Source organism: Candidatus Defluviibacterium haderslevense, from assembly GCA_016712225.1.
Lineage (GTDB): Bacteria > Bacteroidota > Bacteroidia > Chitinophagales > Saprospiraceae > Vicinibacter > Vicinibacter haderslevensis.
Map to the genome: position 1 here is coordinate 1005064 of JADJRL010000003.1, position 22122 is coordinate 1027185.

The 22122-nt window shown below is 30.1% G+C and carries 19 protein-coding genes; 18 read left to right on the forward strand and 1 reads right to left on the reverse strand.

The features are described from left to right. Positions 1 to 65: 65 nt before the first annotated feature. The 11 genes from IPK88_04155 (at position 66) to IPK88_04205 (ending at position 10451) form a co-directional block, all read left to right on the forward strand. The gene (locus IPK88_04155) at positions 66 to 368 is read left to right on the forward strand and encodes a helix-turn-helix domain-containing protein (GenBank protein MBK8242596.1); all 303 of its coding nucleotides are present in this window, start codon (positions 66 to 68) and stop codon (positions 366 to 368) included. Beyond that, entirely contained in the window at positions 365 to 730 is a 366-nt protein-coding gene (locus IPK88_04160; GenBank protein MBK8242597.1) for a hypothetical protein, read from the forward strand. The genes IPK88_04155 and IPK88_04160 overlap by 4 nt, the downstream gene beginning before the upstream one ends. Positions 731 to 1042: 312 nt before the next feature. Then, the gene (locus tag IPK88_04165) at positions 1043 to 1813 is read left to right on the forward strand and encodes a hypothetical protein (GenBank protein ID MBK8242598.1); all 771 of its coding nucleotides are present in this window, start codon (positions 1043 to 1045) and stop codon (positions 1811 to 1813) included. Positions 1814 to 1898: 85 nt separating this feature from the next. Beyond that, complete coding sequence (locus IPK88_04170; protein MBK8242599.1) at positions 1899 to 3161, forward strand: PD-(D/E)XK nuclease family protein; 1263 nt, start codon at positions 1899 to 1901, stop codon at positions 3159 to 3161. Positions 3162 to 3329: 168 nt separating this feature from the next. Continuing rightward, positions 3330 to 3731: a hypothetical protein gene (locus tag IPK88_04175; GenBank protein ID MBK8242600.1), complete on the forward strand. Its 402-nt coding sequence runs from the start codon at positions 3330 to 3332 to the stop codon at positions 3729 to 3731. Between the two features lie 240 nt (positions 3732 to 3971). Continuing rightward, positions 3972 to 4853, forward strand: a complete 882-nt coding sequence (locus IPK88_04180; protein MBK8242601.1) for a tyrosine-type recombinase/integrase — start codon at positions 3972 to 3974, stop codon at positions 4851 to 4853. Further along, entirely contained in the window at positions 4787 to 6094 is a 1308-nt protein-coding gene (locus IPK88_04185) for a transposase (protein ID MBK8242602.1), read from the forward strand. Before IPK88_04180 ends, IPK88_04185 begins: the two co-directional genes overlap by 67 nt. A 273-nt stretch (positions 6095 to 6367) precedes the next feature. Next, positions 6368 to 7564 (forward strand): HNH endonuclease, encoded by a 1197-nt coding sequence (locus IPK88_04190; protein MBK8242603.1) that lies wholly within the window; start codon positions 6368 to 6370, stop codon positions 7562 to 7564. Between the two features lie 239 nt (positions 7565 to 7803). Beyond that, positions 7804 to 8859, forward strand: a complete 1056-nt coding sequence (locus tag IPK88_04195) for a hypothetical protein (protein MBK8242604.1) — start codon at positions 7804 to 7806, stop codon at positions 8857 to 8859. A gap of 201 nt (positions 8860 to 9060) precedes the next feature. After that, positions 9061 to 9636 carry a hypothetical protein gene (locus tag IPK88_04200; GenBank protein MBK8242605.1) on the forward strand — a complete coding sequence of 192 codons (576 nt, stop codon included), beginning with the start codon at positions 9061 to 9063 and terminating at the stop codon, positions 9634 to 9636. Positions 9637 to 10145: 509 nt separating this feature from the next. Continuing rightward, a complete protein-coding gene (locus IPK88_04205) occupies positions 10146 to 10451 on the forward strand; it encodes a hypothetical protein (protein ID MBK8242606.1) in 306 nt (101 codons plus the stop codon). 29 nt (positions 10452 to 10480) lie between these two features. Here IPK88_04205 and IPK88_04210 read toward each other — a convergent pair whose 3' ends face one another. Further along, on the reverse strand, positions 10481 to 10975 hold the full coding sequence (locus IPK88_04210) for a hypothetical protein (protein ID MBK8242607.1): 495 nt from the start codon (positions 10973 to 10975) through the stop codon (positions 10481 to 10483). 584 nt (positions 10976 to 11559) lie between these two features. On the opposite strand from IPK88_04210, the gene IPK88_04215 reads away from it, so the two are divergent. From IPK88_04215 to IPK88_04245, 7 genes are all read left to right on the forward strand, one after another. Continuing rightward, the gene (locus tag IPK88_04215) at positions 11560 to 13281 is read left to right on the forward strand and encodes a hypothetical protein (protein ID MBK8242608.1); all 1722 of its coding nucleotides are present in this window, start codon (positions 11560 to 11562) and stop codon (positions 13279 to 13281) included. Between the two features lie 21 nt (positions 13282 to 13302). Beyond that, complete coding sequence (locus tag IPK88_04220; protein MBK8242609.1) at positions 13303 to 14877, forward strand: hypothetical protein; 1575 nt, start codon at positions 13303 to 13305, stop codon at positions 14875 to 14877. A gap of 53 nt (positions 14878 to 14930) precedes the next feature. After that, positions 14931 to 17669 (forward strand): T9SS type A sorting domain-containing protein, encoded by a 2739-nt coding sequence (locus IPK88_04225; protein MBK8242610.1) that lies wholly within the window; start codon positions 14931 to 14933, stop codon positions 17667 to 17669. 312 nt (positions 17670 to 17981) lie between these two features. Beyond that, the gene (locus IPK88_04230) at positions 17982 to 18125 is read left to right on the forward strand and encodes a hypothetical protein (GenBank protein ID MBK8242611.1); all 144 of its coding nucleotides are present in this window, start codon (positions 17982 to 17984) and stop codon (positions 18123 to 18125) included. Positions 18126 to 18576: 451 nt separating this feature from the next. Further along, entirely contained in the window at positions 18577 to 19257 is a 681-nt protein-coding gene (locus IPK88_04235; GenBank protein MBK8242612.1) for a hypothetical protein, read from the forward strand. Between the two features lie 182 nt (positions 19258 to 19439). Continuing rightward, on the forward strand, positions 19440 to 20894 hold the full coding sequence (locus IPK88_04240; GenBank protein MBK8242613.1) for an N-6 DNA methylase: 1455 nt from the start codon (positions 19440 to 19442) through the stop codon (positions 20892 to 20894). Beyond that, complete coding sequence (locus tag IPK88_04245) at positions 20891 to 22117, forward strand: restriction endonuclease subunit S (protein ID MBK8242614.1); 1227 nt, start codon at positions 20891 to 20893, stop codon at positions 22115 to 22117. Before IPK88_04240 ends, IPK88_04245 begins: the two co-directional genes overlap by 4 nt. Positions 22118 to 22122: the final 5 nt, after the last annotated feature.

Consider the following 22122-nt stretch of genomic DNA (forward strand, 5'->3'; position numbering starts at 1 on the left):
CAATTTGGATGATTTTTAATCAAAATAAACAATATATATAATAAACAAAGGAACAATGCAATCAAATGGGACCAGAAAATTTAAAAAATAAAATACTTTGTGAGATCAGGTTTGAGATGGATCTGCTTATAGATAGGATTCTAAAGATTATGGAGAAAATAACAGAAAAAGAATATTCATATCTGAATGAATACGTCACAAGAATTAAAGCAGCAGAAATTCTGGATGTTTCACTACCGACTCTGACAAAACTAATTAAGGAGAAAAAATTGAAAGTTTATTTCATAAGTAATAAGTATTACTTTCTCAGGCAGGAATTACTCGAACTAATCAATAATAATTTTAATTTAAATAAAGAACAAATATGAAACAGAATCTTAAAAAATTAGAAAAATCCAATACTTCTGATGAATTAAGCGATGAGGAATTGTTTGATGAACAAAGATCTTTTCTAGAAATACAAGAAAAGATGGATGAGTTTTTTGATAGAATTTGGTACGATAGAAAAATTGTAATGTTTGCCGATATTAAAGAAGGATTGACTGAAAAATTGTCTCCAGAAATGATGAGGACAATTAAAAAAGCAATGAAGTGTGTTGAAAAGAAATATGGAGGCAAAAGTGCAGTGCTAAATTACTACAAAGATGATTATGATTGGGGGATGTTGAATGGAAAATTATCTGCTCTTAGGTGGGTCCTTGGAGATGAATGGGACAATTTAGATACATAAGAGCAATTAATTGATCTAATTAAAGTTCTATCAAAACAAGAGAGAGAGTACAAGTTCTATAATTTAATATATCTCCATCGAGAAACATAGGCTGTAATGCTTCTAAAACAGAACCATTGCAAATTCAAAATGCCATAGATGCTATCAAAATGGCTTCGTTCAACACATTGGATCAGAAAATTGTGCTTAAATCAGTAAGTTAAATTTCTGTCATTTTTATTACCTTTGATTCTGATGCTTGGCATAATGCTTCGTTTGTCCAACTTTCGGATACAATGCTAATATGTTATGCCTCATTTTAAATGATAATATATGGATCAGATAGATAAAATTTACAATAAACTTGAAGATATTCAAAGGTATTCAGGTTATGGAGGTTTAGTGCTTATAATTATTATTACTATTCTAATGTTTTGTCTTTATTACTATCTTAAATCTTATGTAAGTTATTGGGGCAAGGAAACCCTTAAAAAAGAATTAGAAAAGTATAAAAGTGAATTAAATACTGAATTGGCACTTACAGTGGTTGAAAAATTAACAGATGTTAATAAAGAAATTGCTGTACTAAAATCATATCTTAACACAACAGCTCAAAAGGAACTAGCCTTTCATACAGAAACGCTTATTATGATGAAGGAAGTTTATGATTCTTTTGTGAGCCTCATACAGGACTCTTCAAACTCTTCTCAAGGAGGAATTAATATGTGGGATGGAGAAGAAATAAGAATTAGAGTCGCATTCTTGAATAATTTATTTACTACTTCAAAATTTAAACTTACGAAGTTAAAATTGTACTTGGATGATGATGAACTTTATTCATGTATTGATAAATTAATACTCTCCTTATTAGATGGTCCATTTCATCATACAAAAAACTACCTGTTGAAAAAGAGGTTATGGCTTTCAACATTTAATACTTTGCCATTAGCAGATAAAGAAGTTGAATTGGAACAGCAAAAAGAAGTTGATAGAGTTTATAACGAGACTTTAATAAAATATCGCAGTGAGCACATTGCCCTTATAGAAGAGTTTCATTCCATCTTCAGAAGAAAATATTATGAAAAAATAAAAAACGAGGCATAACAATGCACTGGACGAAACGACTCCCTAATGGTCTTACATCTACTGTGCTTAACGTTTTGGGTAAGGCTAAAAACCAACAACGACAATGACAGACAATTTTACAATAGACCAAATAAGAGATGAAATAATAAAATTTAAAAATGATCCTGACTTTCAAAAGTTGGAGAACTTTTATTATTCAAAATCATTCTCTGAAATTTTGGGAGTAAGCAGACGAGAAATAAGTCATAGCGGTTTCCTTGCGTGGTTACTTGGGAATTTGGAAAGTCATAATTTAGGTGAATTTCCAATCAAAAAATTTTTAGACATTATTTTAAAATTCAGTAATTACAAATTAAAAACTAAACACAGTGATCTTTTTAATTCATTTGTTACAGAAGATTACTTAATTGAAAGACTATTCATTAAGTCTGAATACGCAATTAAAAATGTTGGCAGACTCGACATTTATATCGAATTGACACTTTTAATTACAGGAAAAACAAAGAACATCAAGTTAGTAATTGAAAATAAAGTTGAAAGCAGTGAAAACAACGACCAAACAAACAGCTACTTTAATTTCTTTAACCCAACAGAAAATGACGACAACATTATAATCTATGTTTACTTGTCACCAATTTCAACACTTGAACTCATAGAATTGACCGAGCCAGAATGCAACTGTAAAGAGTTCATCCAAATTAACTACCAATCAATTGTTGACTACTTGATTGAACCTGCATTAAATCAAAACATTTCTACACGAACACAAAATATACTAACTGAATATTTAAAATCTTTAAGCCAACCTTCTATTGACGAAGAAGCGGACGGACATAAACAAGAATTAATTATGGCACTTGGAAACGAAGAAAGAAAACTATTGGCAAGTTTTTGGGATAAAAATCAAAAACTAATTTTAGCATCACTTTATGCAATAAGTTCTGACCCTGAACAGGAAAAGGACACAAGAGATAGTATAAGAGAAGCTCTTGACAGTTTATCTTCTGATAAAGACCGAAGCACTTATAATATAAAATTTAATGGTGAAGTATTTAAGCGAAACTTTAAAAAATCTGACATAGGACTTCAGACAATAAACTTGTTAAATGCAAAAGGTTTAATTGACCACAACACTATCAATTATCTTAAAGAAGATAAAAGTTGTAGTTTTCTTTTAATCAAAAAAAAAGAAGACTTTACAGAAACTGAAATCAAATATAGAAAATATAAAACCAATGACCCACCTGAACTAATTTACAACGGTGAAGAATTTTATGTTGCAAGAAATTGGGGAATTGGAAATATTCACAAACTTATAAATAAATTTATTAACAAATTCCAAGGACTTGAATATGAAACAAATTAGAAGTGGAAAAAGAAGCCCAGCCCATAGCAGCTAAAATAATTGGCGGTTCAGTGGTTAAGTGAAGCGTTGTTCATCGTATCAAGTTCCGCAGTGGCAGACAGTTTTCGTCTTCGAAATCGCCAACTTCTTTTAGCTGCAAACCGTTATGATCGATTAACTAAATAAAGAATGAAACTAGTTTTTGCGGCTACTTATATACTCATTGCAATTATTGAACCTTTCAAAGGATTCAAAGGTGAATACTATATTAGAGGCAAAGCATACATAAACAAATTAGAACTAGTTAGAAATAAATATATAGAAGTAGAATTTGGTAGTTATGTAGAAAAGATAAAAACCAACCTAAATGGTGAATATTTTATTATAATTGTTTATGAGTTCCCTTGTCCTACCGCAATGCATGAAGATATATTATCCAAAGAGAAAATTGAACTTATTACAAATAGTTACAATCCTAGATATATATTTTTTGAGCATAAGGGAAGATGCTATGACATAGAAAATTATTTTTACAAGTATGATAGATCGAATCTAAATCAAAAGACATTTAACTATGATTTACAATTTTAAAACCGCTCATAAAATTGTACTTGCGATCATGCCGCCAACAGGCTGTTATTTTCACTCTTGGCTTACAATGATAAAACTATTTCTTACTTTTGGCTACCGGCACATGGCAAGACTGCGTGTATGCCAAATCCGTTGAACAAACCCTAATCATTTCACAAAAACAAAATAGCTAAACATTAAAATTCATTAATGAAAGTATTTTATTTTTGGAATATTATTTCATTCCAAAAATAGATGTTTATGAATTCAAAAGAGAGTTTCGAGTTAACAAGGAACAAGTTATTGGAAGATTACAGATCTTTCATGGTTCTTAAAAATTTTAGTCCGCGAACTATTAAAACTTATGTTTCAATTTTAGATTATTTTTTTCGGTATTGTGAATTGCACTTTCCAAATGAGGTGATGAATGATGATTTAGTTAGAAAGTATTTATTGCATAGGTTTGACGCTGGATGTTGTTGGCAGACTGTAAACTCAGATTATTCGGCAATCCAAAAGTTTTATAAAAATGTTGTGTTTCTTGAATGGAGTTTAAAGAAGTTGCCTAGACCAAGAAAGGAAAAACCATTACCAACAATATTTTCTAAGGAAGATATAGTAAAAATTATTGAATCAGCAACAACTTTTAAGCAGCAAATTTTATTAACATTCATCTATGTAACAGGTGCAAGATTAAGTGAAGCTGTATTTCTTAAAATTGATGACATTGATGGCAGTCGATGCCAGATAAGAATTAACGGAGGCAAGGGTGCAAAGGACAGACTTATTCTTGTTCCAGCACAATTTATACAGACGTTAAGAGAATATTATAAAAAAATAAAACCAGAGATCTATTTATTTAATGGAGCTACAAAAGGTGTTCCATATGCTCCAAGGACTTTGCAATATACTTTGCAACAAGCTAAGAGACTGGCACGAATTACAAAAAAGGGTTCTATACATACCTTGCGAAATTGTTATGCGACTCATCATTTAGAAAGTGGCACGGATTTGGTTTTTCTACAAGAGCAAATGGGGCATAAAAATTTGCGAACCACCATTCGTTATATAGGCTTGTGTGTAGAGAGGCAACGATACATAAATCATCCGATCGAATCGATGCAAATCCAATATCGAAAATAAATAGTATTGGTGAATTGTTTCGAGATTATGGAGAAGAATATATACTAAAATGCAATCCATACAAAGAACAAATTAAACTTATCCGATCTATTAGAATATGTAAAACACCAGCTCTCGGTGGACATGTTTATACCTGTCTTAAATGCCAACATAAACATTTCATTTATAAAAGTTGCGGTAATTCACGATGCATGATTTGTCAATCGATAAAACGGGAACAATGGAATGATAAACTTCGTAAGAGCTTATTAGAGGTTCCTTATCTACATTGTGTATTTACATTGCCACACGAACTAAATAATTTATGTCGACAGAATCAAATGGTAATGTATAGTTTGATCATGAAAGCAGCTTGGAAAACTATAAAACAAATAGGGGCCGAACAAGAATTTAATCCAGGTATGACAAGTGTGTTGCATACATTCGGATCAGACATGAATTATCATATACATGTACATTCATTAGTTACATTTGGCGGTCTGACAAAAGCAGGTGAATGGAAATATCCAAAGGAAAAAAATAAAATTGAAAAGTATAGAAAAATATGTTCAATATATAAAAGAATCTACCTAGATGAACTTAAGATATTAATCAATAAAAAACAAATTAAGTATCATACATCCATCGAAGAATTAATAGAAACCGTTGAAAAATTAAGATGGGTAGTTCACAGCACTAGACCAACAATGAATAGCGAAGTGATTGAAAAATATTTAGCGAGATATATCAATAGAATAGCAATAAGTCCAAATCGATTACATTATGTTAAAGAAAAATGTGAAGTAAATGTAATTTATAATGACTATAAAAATCAAAAGTCAGGAGAAGCTGCACCAAAACAAATTAAGTACTTAAAACCATTGGAAGCTATATATCAAATATTACAGCATACACTTCCCATGTACTTTCAAAAATCAAGATGTTACGGTCTTCATAATTCAAGTACCAAAATACAAAAACAGATACCATTAAAATTGAAGCGAAATGGTATAACAATCAGAACCATATTTGAAATTGTTACACACCTGCTTCAATTAGATTCCCTAAAGTGTGAGCTATGTGGTTCATTAGAATTTGTAAATGAAGATTTTAAACCAGATTATAATTACATATTAAAGTTTATATCTCCTTGCAGCCTTAAGTCTCCACCACAATCAGCTCCATATCCCCACATTTCATCTCATACTGTACAATCGGTTCATGTCAATGTATTGTCCGGAATCATCCCTTTTATCCCCTAATGGCTTAAAAAATAGTTACCAACAGTATTTTTACATTTAAATATTGAAAATTTAACTACCTAAGTATTAATTTTAGGCTTTCCAGAGAATATTACTTTAAAAATAACAATCAATTGAAAATAATAAATGAAAGCCTTTCCCTATATACCAGTTCCAAGTACCGGCTTCGTTCAACTTGAAAAGTTGATGCCTGCGAATCCATTTTCCAAGTGCTTGGTTTTAGTGGTCGGCATCAACTTTCCTTTGTGTTAGAAATAAGTGTAAATGACAAAAATGACACCACATATAAGCAAGGAAATTTTTGTAGAAATTCTACAAGACAAAGACCTATTTCAAGCTAACGATCTACTTATTTTTCAAACTTTGTATTCACTTGACAAGCAAGAAGCATCGGCAACTGACCTTGCTAGGGTTATAGGTTGGTCAGACAAAAATGGAGTCATTGGCAGAATTGTGGGACTTGGAAAACGTATCCTGAAAAAATACAACATAAAACAAACAGAACGTGAAGACGGAACTAGAAAACTTTGGGACTTCTTTTTTACAGGTTATTACAAAGGAACATTTTTCATTTACCAACTCAAACCCGAATTAAAAGAAGCATTGGAAGAATGTGGTTTGACAGAAAATATAAATTCAATTTCAATTCAAAATTCTTATCTTTTTGTTTGGAATCCTCATAAGTGGAGCCAATGGACAGACCCGAACAATGAGCCATACATTGAGAAAAATATTGAAGAACTAAAAAATACAGGTAAAGTAACTTTAATGTGGAGTTGCAGAAGCCACAAGAGTATTAGACCAGGCGATAGAGCATTTATAGCAAGAGTTGGTTCTGCACCTAGAGGAATTTTTGCATCTGGTAAAGTTGTTTCCGAACCTTTTCTTTCACAACATTGGAACGGTGAAGACAAAGATGTTCCAAGAGTGTTAATTGAATTTGACACATTGCTTAATCCCGACAAAGAGCCTATTCTTACCTTGGACCATCTAGAAAAAGGGAATTTAGCCAAACAAACTTGGACACCTCAATCATCAGGAATTTCAATAAGACCCGAAACTGTTGAGGAGCTTGAAGAAGAATGGTTTGAGTTTTTGAGAACACAAAACATTCGTTACAATCCATTTTTGGAAACAACTAACACTACAATTACATTTATTGAAGGTTCAGCGACTCAAGTTACACAGACAAGATATGAACGGAATATTTATGCAAGAAAAGAATGCTTAAAACATTACGGTTATTCTTGTTCAGTTTGCGACTTCAATTTTGAAAAATTTTATGGCAGTTTAGGATACAAATTTATTCATGTTCATCATCTGAATCAGGTAGCCACAATCAAACGAGAATATCAAGTAGATCCGATTCAAGACTTACGACCTGTTTGCCCTAACTGCCATTCAATGTTGCATAAACAAAATCCACCCTTGACAATTGACGAACTTAAAGACATAATAAAAAATGGGTAACAATGGAAACTAATTAAAAACACCTAATTCTAATTGCACCTGCAATAAATTGGTGGTTCAGTGGTTAAATGAAGCGATTTACTTCGCATCAAGTTAAATTTCTGTCATTTTTATTAACTTTGATGCATAGGTATGCATTATGCTTCGTTTACTTAACTTTAGGGTTATATTGTTTGAGTGTAAGTGTCTAACTATTTAGGCAAACTATTTATTTCTTATGACAAATAGATTAATTTATTATGGATAAAATGTTAATTAAAGTTGCAACGGAATTTAATATAGGGTTAACAGCTATAGTGGAGTATCTTATAAGTAAGGGATTTGAAATTGAGAATCGGCCGACCTCTAAAATCACTGATGAAATGTACTTTGAACTTCTAAGAGAATTTAACAGTTCTAGTAGACCAAAAAATCAGTCGATCCAAACAACATTAATTCCTTTAAAAAATACTATTATTGAAGATAAAACTATTATTGAAAAAAATAACTCAATAAAATTTGAAAAAATCAACTCGTCAGAAGTTGAAGAAATTGAGCCAACTGAAATTGAAGAAATTATTCCAATTGAAATTGAAGATAAGTTCGATTTAGAAAATCCTTATGAAGCATTTGTAATAGACATTATTCACAATGGAATTGATTTTGAAAACAGGATTCCAGAAAATAGATTAATTGGTGGTGAATTTATTGAAACAAAATTTACTGATTTTGAGGCTTTTTCGATTTGTCTTGGAACTGAAGAGGCAATTTTGCGAAAAATTTCTAGAGAATACTTTAAAGGTATTATTTCAGACAAAAATTTAATTCTTGCTCATAATTCAAGTATGAGGGCTTTGCAAAAATATAAAGAAGAATATATATCATTGATATTTTCTTTGCCACCCTTGCCTTTTCGAGCTTTTGATGCCAAACAATTATTTTCTGAAATGGATAGGAGAAATGAAGTTACTAAGCGACCCGTATTTAGGATATTAATTAGGGGAAAAAAGTACATTTTGAAATTTCATGAAGATTATTCTAAGAATTTTATATCAAACGAAATAATAACTGTTCTTGATAAGAAAACAAAGCAAGCAGTGTTTAATATTTCGAGAACTGGACATATAATTCCTAAGGAAAATATTAATGAAATCATTCCAACTTTATCATTTTTTATAAGAAATGTTGCTGATTTTAAATCATACATCCTAAATTATGGTTTAGAATCGGGAGAATGCAGTGTATGTGGAAGAACTTTAACAGATCCATTTTCAATAAGAAAGGGAATAGGTCCAGTTTGTGGTGGTTATAGGTGAGTAATTACATTAAATTTCATTCATCTTGCCATCCTATAATAAGTTAAGAATTCTTCGTCAAATAGCATGAGGAAATTGTTGTATGTGGAGGTCACTTGTCTAATTATATGAAAACTTTGTATACTTTGTAACACGGATCACTTTATTAGGTTTATCAAAGCAAAAACTTTCTTTAATCAACAATTACCAAAATATAACCAAATGACAGAAAAAGAATGGGTAAAGTCAATCATCCCCCAGATTGATAAACTGCTTAAAAAATCTGATTCTAGTATACATGTAGTTGATGGGCATCGACTTTCCTATGCCAATGAAATACTTACTTATGGATTGGATAATCAGCCTTCAAATCAAAAATCCATTGGATATGAAACGGATATCTTAATTTATGAACAACTAGATGAGGCGACATGGAAGCCAAGAGTAGTTATAGAAACAAAACTTGGAGGTGTGTCTACTCATGATGCCATAACTTATAGTCAAAAAGCGCAGACACATAAATATGTCCATCCATACTTACGTTACGGGATATTAATTGGGGATAGGGAGCATTATCCATTACCCGGCAGATTGTTTCGTCATGGACAACATTTTGATTTTATGTTGTCTTGGAAAACAGTAACAGCGGCTAAAAATGAAATGAAACGATTAGTTGAGATCATTATTGATGAAATTCAAGCTAGTAAGACACTTGATGAAATTTTATTTAATTCGCGATCTATACATAGGGATAAGTTTACTTGCCTACACAGACCATTAAAACTATTCGAAGAGTGATAATAGCTGTTTAAGTTTGGTATGATTTTGATGGATAAAGTTAGGTTATTATGGAAGAAAGTTTTTTACTTTGCAAAATTTTGGTCCACGAGATATTCGAGGGCTAAGTCACCATTTAGGAACATAGGCATGGCTTATAGATACGCATATATTAGGTGCCTGGCCCGCCACCTTTTTTGCCACAACCGCCACCAGCCTTTAAATTATCCAGTTTATGGGTTGGCAATAACCTCAATCCATATAATTCAATTGTGTCAATATTCAAATAAACAAACTTTAAAGATTCTGATTAGTTTCGCCATGAAGAAGCAATTTTATGACATATTTGTATTTAATGATAAATCAAAACCCCGAACAAATAGCTAGAGACAATATAGCAACTCAATGCTTGCGGCTGGGTTTTTCAGAGCAATTAACAAGTAAACCTGAATGCTGGAATTGGTGTTGCTGTTAAAGAAAACAGAGTTCCGTTTATGGTTTACATGGATGAATTTCATAATTTCACAACCTTGTCTTTAGTAAATATGCTATCTGAATTGCGAAAGTTTAAGGAAGGGCTGGTTCTAGCTCACCAATACCTGCATCAACTTGATGAAGATATTAGACAAGCTGTACTAGGGAATATCGGGACAGTTATTTCTTTTAGGATTGGAACCGAAGATGCAAAGCATACGGCAGAAGAAATGTTTCCCGAATTTGATGTTCAGGATTTCATTAATCTTCCTAATTACAAGATATATTTGAAATTAATAATTGATGGTAGGCCTAGTCGGCCTTATAGTGGATATACTTTAGTTGTAAATGGCATGAATTAATAGAAAGTTAATGAATTCAATAAAAGTATTTAATTTCTATAATAAATATTAAATTTACCTTCACTTACTCTTACTTTTTTATTTCCATCAGAAAGGGTTAAATTAAAAATTCCGATTGCATTTCGACCATCATTCTTAATAATATTAACAATATTCTGATCATTATTATCCGATTTCAAAGATTCATAAACTACATCATAATATGACAAACCAAATGGCAAATATCTACTAAAAAAAATTTCTGGGTTAGGACTCTTCGGTCCAACATTTACTTTTCCATTTGCACCAAACCCAAGCACAATTTGTAAAGTTCTTGGATCAACAATTGATTCAGCGGTCAGACTAAACCCAATGCAACCTGCTCCACATAATAATAAATATCCCGAAGAATTAAATTCAATGCCATCAATTTTACATGAAACTGAATTTTCAGGAATAATTATGTCCGATGGTAGAGGTTCCTTAGAGCAGCTGAAAAAAGAAACAAGACAAATTATTCCGAATATTATACTCTTATTTTTCATTTTTTGGGTTTAATTGGCACACAAATTAATAAACATTCAAAATTAATCCAATATTATTTATATAATTTAATTAATCACTAAGGTAGTAAATTTTATTGATTTTTCTTTTTTGAAAACAATTATTAACAATAATATTGCTTCTTGCTTAATCTATAAAATTTATTTTTAAATATAATAATTGGTTAAATATTAAATCATATTATTGATATTTAAATAATTACATATTTTTAATTTTAATAATATGATATGACTAAATTATTTTATATACTTCTAATTAAGTGTTAAAAAATAAAATATTTTACGAATATACCAGTATTTAAGTATTTATTATATTAATTAATTTGCATATATTATAAATACCATATATAAGTGGTTGATCTAAAAACATATAAAATAGATAAATTAATTTAATGTTGATATTTTTCAAATGTACAAAATATTAAAATGGCATTTGATTAAAATGTGACTATATTTGAACGCACTATTATATCAAACATATTTTTATATTTAATAATATTAATTCTATTGAAATGCTGGTGAAATTAAAAAGAATTTTCCTTTGTTTATTTTGCATAATTAATTTATTGTCTGCAAATCCAATTCAATTAACTGATTTGATTTTAGAAACGAAACTCTATTCTAGATGGTTAATTTGCCAAAATGATGATATTCAACTAAAACCGCTTGAAGCAGAGGTAAGTGGTAAATGTTATCGTTGGTACAAAAAAAATACAAATGGTATTTTTATTGATTATAACAAAAAAACATATGAAATTAGTGAACATCCTAATATAACCAGTTGGTATAGGGTAGATTTGATGGATTGTAATAGTACTGGTCCCATAAAATCATGGTATATAAAAGTTTATGTCGCTACTTCAATTTCTATAATGGAATCTGATGGTAAGACTGAATGTATGGATGAATTTAGTCAAATTAAAATTATAGGGCAAGTTAATTGTGTTGACTATAATGAAGTATCCACAATGGAGATGGATGTAATTTCTATTGAAGCTCAATTTATTCCGGACCAATCAATTCCTCTTCCATCTGAGAAAGTAGCAATCACATATGGAAAATTTAAAATGAAAACACCATTTAAAGTTCCACAAATTACTCCAGGCAAAGGGAAAAGTTACATATTAAAAAACAGAGCAATTTTTGGGGATTGTATAAGTAATACAGTTGATATTAATGTATATAGGTTATGGATCGAGGAATTTAATAATATGAACAGTAATGATAAGCCTATGTGGAATGTTGTAGTAAATAATTCTCAACCCAATGATTCGAAAGTTCATTGCTTAGCCCAAGCCACAAGTATTATTACAGAATTTGAATGGCTTCCGTGGTCCGACCTTTGGGAATTTACTAATAACAAATCCAGCTCAAAGATTTTAGATAATTTGAATTTTCTTCCTGCAAATGGAAAAATGCCTGATTTGAATGATTATTTTGGAACTAACACAGGAGAAATTTTACTTGTAGCTAAAGACCCAATTGGAAATCTATATAGAGTTTCATCATCTGATATATCATCTAAGAAAATTTCTTCTAAAAATGGGGATAAATATGAGAATTGGCGGTACATGGATAATAATAAAAAAGCGAGAGTGTTTTTTCATAAAGATGATAGAATTGTAGAATTTGAAGGAAATACACCAAGAAATCCTTTAACCATACCACAATGGTTATATTATTGGCGTCAATGTATTAAAACACCCTATCCAAAGTATGTAAAATTCATTAAATTTGAAGAAGGTAACGATGAACCTCCCGCATATTTTGGACTCCCAAGAAGAGATATTAGTCAAGTTGTTACGACATTGGAAAATAGAATAGTTGTCAAACAGATAACTTCTGAAAAAGCAAAAATAAGGAATAAAATGTGGACAAGCATAGCATATGCATATGGTATAGAAGCATTCTATATCTTTCTGTCTCATGAACTTGAACACGCTCGATTAATGAATGAAGAAATATGGCCAAATGGATTTAACCAGACTGAAGATTTGGATATTACTACACTGAATATTGGTGATTATTATAATGATATTTGGGAAACTAAAAATCGTAGTCCTGATTATAAATTTTCCAAAAAATATGATGATTATTATAAGCATGAACTTTTATTTAAGCAATTTAAAAATCCTGACCAAAAAATATTATCGGTGGGTTACAAGTATGAGGAAACAATTGGTTTTACGGCAGAATATAACGCAAAAGATAAAATGGAAGGTGATACAAAATATTTAGATTGGTCATTTGATAGGAAAGGTTTTTACAATAGTAAACAATGGAAATAATAATAAATAAAAAAAATTAAAATGAAGCAAATATTAATTTCAATGTTTTTAATTTATTCTATTAATATAAATTGCCAACAAAGTAATTCAGAGTATTTTAATGCAAAACTTGATAGCCTTTATAAGGACTCACTGATTTCAACCATAGATGAAAAAGAAGAACTAATGATTATGGATTCTATACTATTGTCAATTTTCTTTATCAAGGATTCATTTTTAGAAATGCGATTTAAATCATATTTGAATTTTCGATCGAACCTTTTTGACGATTTAAACAGTGTAATTTTTGCAAGTGGTAATGAGCAGAAATTTTTGACAGATGTCCAAAATTATATTTATTTTCAAAAATTTACAATTCTTCCATACTCTATTATTCCAGATAGTATTATTTCTGAAAATACAAATTTAGACCTTCTAAACTATCACCAAGTATCTACTGATACTCATTTTGTTGCAAATTTGTTTCGAAATGCAATAAATGAAAATCAAATTTGGTATTCATATCAAAGATTGTATGATTTATTGGATTCAACCCAATTCAATTTGTTCTATAATGAAAATTTGAATAACTTTCAAGTTGACTCGAATATTTTTATGGCAACTTTAGTAAATTCCTTCCAGGATCATAAGCCATATCCATTGGCTTCTAATTCTGAGTCAATTTATATTCAATTTTTTGATACTAATATTAACATTAATTTAATTGTTTTTAATCATTATTTTAGAGATGGTCCAAGATTTCAAGATTTAGTGGATATTGAACAAAAAGACAGTATAAGGTTGTTAAATGAAATTAGTAAAAATATATTTTTCGAGAAGGAGGCTATTAAATTAGATTCTGCCATGAGAGTCCGTGATTCACTTAGTTCAGAATTATTAAAGTTTAAAGTCCCAGAAGCATATTTAGCTTATCAAGATACAACGTTATGGGAAGATAATGGTCAAGTTCCTGTATGGGTTGGTGAAGATGGAATGAGATTTGATACATTAAATAATGATGAATTGTTCTATTGGCTCACACAAATTAATGTTTCTGATGTTTACGACACTGTAAATAGCTATTTAGATTTAAACTCTAGTCCTACAATAATACATTTAAGGAAAATATTCCAACTCATTGGAGATCGATATATATTCCAAGGAATAATGCCTAACTCATCCCAAATGATTCAACTAGGTCAAATCATTGATATTTATGTTGAATATATTAAGCAAGATACTATTTCTTGTATGCACGAAGAAGCAACATTACAAATTCAACGATTGTGGAATCTTGCTGAATTTAAATATATTGATTGGCCGATAATTAATAATGAAAATTTAAATCAGGATTTTTCGGTAGCTGTTGATTTTCATTGTACAGAATCATTATTACTTGAAATGATACGACGTGCTGATACTTACGAATTGGCAGGAAACCATGATTTAGCTTTTCGATACATCCACCCATTAATGTACATTTATAATTTCAAATATATTGAAAATATAGGATATGCAATTCCACCTAGAAGGCCGTTTAGAACATTAGAAGATTCAAATCGATGGTGCATTGACTATGTTATTCCTGCATTACAACGATATAAGCTTATAGATTAATCATAATGGCTATTATTTTTATCTAATATTTGTTTTCTATTAAAAGATAAATCATGAAAAAACTAATTATTATTTGTTTTATTTTTCATTTTCAGTTTGGATTAGCAAACATTACTGCAACATTTGTTGATAAAAATAATAATGACCCTACAACTGGACAAATTACAATTACAGTTTCTGGCTGCTCGCCATACGAATATACAATAAAAGGCATGACAACTAATACCGTTATTTATGGAGCATTAGGTCCCAATCAACCTTTTACAAGAACACATTATTCTTTACCAGCTGATATGTACGAAATTGAAGCATATAGTGCAGATGAGTGTCGTTCAATTTTAAAAGGTGAAATTAAAAATTGTAATTCAATTTCAACAACTTTACAGATCCCATTTGTGTGTAATGGACAAAAGGCTACAGTAACTGCTATTCCTTCTGGTGGTATCCAACCATATGATTTTAAATGGTACAAGAATAATTTAAGAATAGATATTTATCCATTTGGTTCAGTTCAAAAATTAGAAGCTGGATTTTATTATATTGTAATTACTGATGCAATTGGTTGTGAATTCAGAAAAGATTTTGAAGTAAAGAGTTTTGTGTTGAATTATCAAATGGAAAAACAGGAATATTTTTGTTTTACTCAAAATAAGATTACTATCCAAATTAAAGATGCAAAAAATCGACGTTTCAATTATTCTTGGTCAGATGGAATGAATTCTGATGGTTCAGATATATATATGAGATATGTTAATAATAATGTAAATAATACAGTAACGGTAACTGATTTAATAACAAATTGCACAAGTGTTAAAACTTATTTATCTACATTTAGTACAAATTTTACTTACTGGGAATATCCTATTTTTCATAGTATCAAACACGATGTAAATAATAATAATAAAGGTGAAGTAATTATATTATTAAAAGATGTTAAATTTATTGGAAGTAATTTTTATGTAAATATATTTAAGAATGGGAATAGTTATGGCCCGACTTTAGGACTTTTCAATAGACTAGCAAATATAAGTAATTTAGGTGTTGGTGATTATTGTTTTGACATTCTTGATGCAAAAAGATGTATAATTACTCAATTGTGTCAAAAAATTGAAACATGTGGTGAACCGGGACTTCCAGTAAAAATGACTGTTGACTTTCAATTGCCACGTTGGAAACCAGATGCATATATAAAAGCAAATGTTATTAATAGTGGAGGACTCTGTACCTATTCTTGGTTTGTAAATGATTATTATAGAATTTATACCACTAGTAATACAATTTATGCATCTGATATTTCTAAATTAGAATATGCGGGAGAGGACATTTGTGTAGTTGCTCATTGTCCTTGTGGAGAAACCTCCAAAATTTGTGTTAAGTATGATCCTTGTGATAATAGTGAAAGTAAGAAATCGGTTAATTATATTAATAAGAGTGTTCCAACTGTATGCTATAAAGATTTACCTGACGGTAATCGCAAAACTATCAAATCAAATCAGAGCATTATTCTAGATATTGATTTGACTAGGAAATTTAGTTACAATCCTCTCCAAGGATTGCAAATTTACGATTATAGATTAAAAAATGTTTATTGGTCAGATCAACATGTACTTAATAAATCAGTTGATTTAAATAGAAAAATTTTACATATTGAAAGATTGATTGATGAAGACATTCCTATTTCAAAAACTTTTAACTTAATTTTTATTGATGGAAATGGTTGCATATCTATAGAAAGTTATGAAGTAAAAAATACTATGGAAGTAACTAATCTGGGAGATTGCTCCTACAGTGTGAAATGTGATGGAGGGACACCTGAATTTGAATATAATAAAATATTTACTATTATTGATGGTGATAATTGTATTGCGGAAACATCTTGTGGTCCAAATAAAGATTCTCCATTAAGATATGGGAATAGAGTTAAAGGAGAATTAATGGGTACAGATAAAAACATGCCTGGAAATTGTTTTTATTATGAATATTGTATATGGAATGAATATAATCATAGCGAAAATCATAAAATTTACGATGTAAGTAAAAATCCAGAATTTACAAGTAGATGGGATCAAAGTGGTTTTTTTCAATACGCCTTCGTAAAGAGATATCCTAATTACACCTCGGTGCCGTGTTGTAATCCAAATCCTGAAGTGCAGCTATCTAAAGAAGAAGTAGTTAATAGACTTATTCTTTGGAATAAGGATGAAAACAATTGGACAAATCAGACTTCTGATGATGCTTTGAATCCATGTATTGCAATTTACAAGTGTCCTAATGGTTATTTTACTAAGATCATAGGGCAAAATATAGGCAGTTATTTTTGTAGAATTGGTACAGATTGCTTTGAATTTACTCATTGTATCTTTGATGTAGGTGGACATCATTTTGATAATACAGATTCATATGGTGAAGATAATATTCTAATTTTTGAGTATCCAAATTTAGTTGTTAAAAAATTAAGTACTATTCCTTGCCCAACAAATACCCCAATATGTCCAATATCTCCAATATCTAACCCAATAGTACGAAATATTGGTACAAATTCATGTAATGTGATGGAAAACCCATTTACAAGCGAAATTAAGATTCAATGTACTGCTAAAGAAACTAAATTACCTATTTCTATTGAATTATTTGATATTGTTGGTAGAAGTATATATACAAGGAAATTATTTTCTTCAACAAGAGATCTTCAAATGAATATCCCAACTGCCCATTTAACATCTGGCGTTTATTTTATAAAAATAAATATGGGATTGGATTCTTATATTGAAAAATTAATTAAACAAAATTAAATACAAAAATACTTTTTGTTATGATTATTGTTTTAATATTTGATATTAACAAATACTATTAATTTTATTTTGTCAATTCTTACCGTCTTGGCTTTGAATTAACTTTCATTTAAGCTAGGTTTAGAAATATTCTTTAACAATCAAAACCAGTTTAAAATGCAAAATCAGAAAGAATTTAGTCCAACAAAGCAATCTTGACAAGTTGCTGAGGTTAAAATTTCTTACCACAATCAATCCAAAGTATCGGATTATCCAAAAATCAATAATTCCTAAGATACGGAATTCATCCTATGCAATAATTGAAGTGATGAAATGGAGCTACTTGAAGAGTTCAATGCCATTTTTAGATATAATTCAATTATTAATAATGCTCAGAAATTGATGGTTGCTGATGGATTTACTGAACTTGCGATATGGGAAGCTAATAAGTATTTTGAAGATTATTTTGCTAGGTGAATTTAATCCATATTTACACATCCCACAATATATCTAATAGATTTTACTTTAAAGTGATTTTTTCATTTACCAAAATTTTAGTCCACGAGTTATGAAAGGGGTAAGTCACTATATAGAAACAGAGGCATGCCTAATAGAAACGATTTAATTAGCCGCCCGCCCTATGCTTTATTTTGCCATCCCTCCTTGCGTCCCATAAATTAGCTTAGTATTAATTGATCAATTTCGATATTTAATTTATATTGATAATCTAAATATTATTAACTTATGATTGAACCAATGAATAAAATATTAATTTCATTAGTTCAAAGGATTAATATATATTTGTGTTAATAACTTTGTAAATGAAATTTGGAATTTATCTGCACCACATAAAGACACATGGTCATATTTAAAATCAAAAATTTCATCAATTAATATTCATTACTAATTTTCAATTTAATATAAAAATATGAAGCAAAATTTTAACCATATTCAATTACCAGATATTTCTGAAACACTTATTAATAAAGTACTATACGAGCATAGTGAAGGAGGAGGAAATGAAATAGACAAAAAATTACTAAGTCTTTTCGAATTCATGGGAGATAATAAAAGTGTTTGTGAAGTAACAATAAAAGTGGCAGCGTTAAATACAATTTATGCAACAGCTATTAATTATATTAAACCAGTGGTCGCTAAAATTGTTGAAATAATTCCCAATGATATTAGTAAAAATGATGAAAATGATTTTGTTAAATTTATCGACAATATAGCAATTGTTAGCTGGAAAAACGAATCAATAAATGAAGAATATTCCAGAATAAATTTATCATTTGCCTCCAAGTACGTTCATTTTCTAAGTAAAAGAAAGATGCCAATTTATGATAGTTATATGTGGATAATTATGGTTGGTTATTTTAATCAATATAAAAATTTAAATCTTTCATTTGCTAAACCTGCTGATTATAGCGAATTTTTTCAATTATTTAATAAATTCAAAGCAGAATTTAATTTAGGTAAGTTTTTCAATTTTGAAATAGATAAATTTCTGTGGCATTGTGGTAAAATGGCTTTAAGCAAAATAATAAAGGAAGATGATATTAAAATGGGTGCTGCTAAAAGTAAATTAAAGAAACAGTTGAAACCTTAATTCTAATTTTAAAGATACTGACAATTTATAATATTTGATTTGTGATCAGTCAGGTTCTAGTAATATTGTATTATTCATATTATACAAAAAAGCATTTTTATGTCAACCCAAGATTTTCGAATTTTTTGACAAATTTTATTAACTGTATTATCTTTGGCAATTTAAGATAATATACATACATCATGTTCGAACAAACTTTTAAAAACATTGACGATATTCTACATAAAGATGCTGGTTGTGGTAGCGAACTAGACTATGTAGAGCAAACCTCTTGGGTGTTGTTTCTGAAGTATTTGGATGATTTAGAAAAGGATAAGGCCACTGCTGCTGAACTTACTGGAAAAACCTATACCCCCATGATTGAGAAGAAATTCCAGTGGACAGTCTGGGCTGCACCTAAAGATAAAAAGGGTATACTGGACCACCACAAAGCATTAACTGGTGATGACCTTGCAGATTTTGTAAACATTAAACTGTTCCCTTACCTCAAAAAGTTTAAGACTGATGCAGAAAGTGCAGACACTATTGAATATAAGATTGGTGAGATATTTAGTGAACTAAAAAACCGCATTCAAAGCGGATATAACTTGCGTGAGGTAATTAACCGTATTGATGAACTTCGCTTTCGCACACACGCTGAAAAGCACGAAATGAGCCATTTGTATGAATCTAAAATACAAAATATGGGTAATGCAGGGCGCAATGGTGGCGAGTATTATACACCTCGACCTTTGATTACAACCATCGTAAAAGTAGTTGCACCGCAAATAGGCAATAAAATATATGATGGTGCTGTGGGCAGTGCTGGTTTCTTGTGTGAAGCATTTGCTTACTTACAAAAGAGCAAAAAATTAACTACATCGGATGTAAATACCTTACAGAAAAAAACCTTTTACGGTAAAGAAAAAAAATCATTGGCGTACATTATTGGTACCATGAATATGATTTTTCACGGTATTGAAGCACCAAACATAATTCATACCAATACTCTTGCCGAAAACTTAGCCGATATACAAGAGAAAGACCGTTACGATATTGTATTGGCAAATCCTCCATTTGGAGGTAAGGAGCGTGCCGAAGTACAACAAAACTTCCCTATTAAAACGGGCGAAACGGCTTCCTTATTTTTACAACATTTTATTAAAATACTCAAGGCTGGTGGTAAGGCTGGTATAGTTATTAAAAATACTTTTTTAAGCAATACTGATAATGCTTCAGTGGCATTGCGTAAACAACTCTTAGAAAGTTGCAACCTACATACAGTATTAGACTTACCTGGTGGTACTTTTACTGGTGCTGGGGTAAAAACAGTGGTTTTGTTTTTTGAGAAAGGAAGTGCTACCAAAAAGGTATGGTTTTACCAACTAAATTTAGATAGAAACTTAGGCAAGACAAATGCACTAAACGAAAAGGATTTAAATGACTTTGTTGAATTACAAAAAACAAAAAAGGAGAGTGAAAACTCTTGGATCATTAATATAAAAGATATTGACCAAAACACCTTTGACCTTAGTGCCAAAAACCCCAACAAAAAAGAAGAATCCACTTTACGTGAACCCCAAGAAATTTTAGAAGAAATGAAAGCATTAGACGAGGAAAGTGCCGATATTTTAAACTCAATTTTGGAATTGATATGAAAAATTGGGAGAAAAAGAAATTGAGTGATTTGTGTGATTTAATTACTAAGGGAACAACACCAACAAGCATAGGATATAAATTCACTGATGAAGGAATAAATTTTATCAAAGTTGAATCACTGACAGAATCAGGCGAAATAATCCAAAATAAGGTTGCATACATAGATGAAGAATGTCACAAAGCATTAAAAAGGTCACAGCTAAAAGTAAATGATATTCTTTTTTCAATTGCAGGGGCCTTGGGAAGAATTGGAATTGTTAGGCATGAAATCGTTCCTGCAAACACTAATCAAGCATTAGCAATCATTAGACTTAAAAATGACTCAAATGTTTTAGTGAATTATCTTGCTAAATATTTTAACTCAAATCTTATTGCTGTTGAAATTGAAAAACTACGTGGTGGTGCAGCACAACAAAATTTATCATTAACTCAATTAAATGAATTAGAAATTCCCATTCCGCCGCTTCCCGAGCAACAACGCATCGTAGCCATATTAGATGAAGTCTTTGCCTCCATATTAAAGGCAAAAGCCAATGCCGAACAAAATCTAAAAAATGCTAAAGAACTTTTTGAAAGTTATTTGCAAGGAGTGTTTGAGAATCCTGACAATAATTGGGCTAAACATAAATTGGGTGACGTTTGTGGTTTTGTTAGAGGACCATTTGGAGGTAGTTTGAAAAAAAATATTTTCAAACCTGATGGCTATGCTGTATATGAGCAACAACACGCTATTTATGACCAGTTTGATGATTTGAGATATTTCATAGATGAAAAAAAGTTCAATGAAATGAAAAGATTTGAACTTAATTCAGGTGACTTGATTATGAGTTGTTCAGGAACAATGGGGAAGATTGCAATTGTTCCCGAAAACATTAAGAAAGGTATTATCAACCAAGCTTTATTAAAATTAAGTCCATCAAAAAAGGTATCCAATGTATTTTTGAAATTATGGATGCAAAGCGAAAGTTTTCAAAATAGTATAAAAGAATATGCAGGTGGTGCAGCTATACAAAATGTTGCATCAGTAGCAATTCTTAAAAGTATTGAGATTCCATTACCTGATATTTCTGATCAAAGAAACATAGTTCAAAAAGTTCATGCATTTTCAACCGAAACTAAAAAATTAGAAGCAATCTATAATCAAAAAATAAATGATTTAGAAGAACTTAAAAAATCAGTTTTACAAAGAGCCTTTAGCGGTGAGTTAAAAACAGAAAAATAATTAGT

Bases quoted from the DNA above. Each gene is read 5' to 3' on its own strand.
- IPK88_04245 (MBK8242614.1), top strand. From the start codon at position 20,891: ATGAAAAATTGGGAGAAAAAGAAATTGAGTGATTTGTGTGATTTAATT.
- IPK88_04190 (MBK8242603.1), top strand. From the start codon at position 6,368: ATGACACCACATATAAGCAAGGAAATTTTTGTAGAAATTCTACAAGAC.
- IPK88_04170 (MBK8242599.1), top strand. From the start codon at position 1,899: ATGACAGACAATTTTACAATAGACCAAATAAGAGATGAAATAATAAAA.
- IPK88_04160 (MBK8242597.1), top strand. From the start codon at position 365: ATGAAACAGAATCTTAAAAAATTAGAAAAATCCAATACTTCTGATGAA.
- IPK88_04235 (MBK8242612.1), top strand. From the start codon at position 18,577: ATGAAGCAAAATTTTAACCATATTCAATTACCAGATATTTCTGAAACA.
- IPK88_04220 (MBK8242609.1), top strand. From the start codon at position 13,303: ATGAAGCAAATATTAATTTCAATGTTTTTAATTTATTCTATTAATATA.
- IPK88_04225 (MBK8242610.1), top strand. From the start codon at position 14,931: ATGAAAAAACTAATTATTATTTGTTTTATTTTTCATTTTCAGTTTGGA.
- IPK88_04165 (MBK8242598.1), top strand. From the start codon at position 1,043: ATGGATCAGATAGATAAAATTTACAATAAACTTGAAGATATTCAAAGG.
- IPK88_04155 (MBK8242596.1), top strand. From the start codon at position 66: ATGGGACCAGAAAATTTAAAAAATAAAATACTTTGTGAGATCAGGTTT.
- IPK88_04210 (MBK8242607.1), bottom strand. From the start codon at position 10,975: ATGAAAAATAAGAGTATAATATTCGGAATAATTTGTCTTGTTTCTTTT.
- IPK88_04240 (MBK8242613.1), top strand. From the start codon at position 19,440: ATGTTCGAACAAACTTTTAAAAACATTGACGATATTCTACATAAAGAT.
- IPK88_04180 (MBK8242601.1), top strand. From the start codon at position 3,972: ATGAATTCAAAAGAGAGTTTCGAGTTAACAAGGAACAAGTTATTGGAA.
- IPK88_04230 (MBK8242611.1), top strand. From the start codon at position 17,982: ATGGAGCTACTTGAAGAGTTCAATGCCATTTTTAGATATAATTCAATT.
- IPK88_04175 (MBK8242600.1), top strand. From the start codon at position 3,330: ATGAAACTAGTTTTTGCGGCTACTTATATACTCATTGCAATTATTGAA.
- IPK88_04200 (MBK8242605.1), top strand. From the start codon at position 9,061: ATGACAGAAAAAGAATGGGTAAAGTCAATCATCCCCCAGATTGATAAA.
- IPK88_04195 (MBK8242604.1), top strand. From the start codon at position 7,804: ATGGATAAAATGTTAATTAAAGTTGCAACGGAATTTAATATAGGGTTA.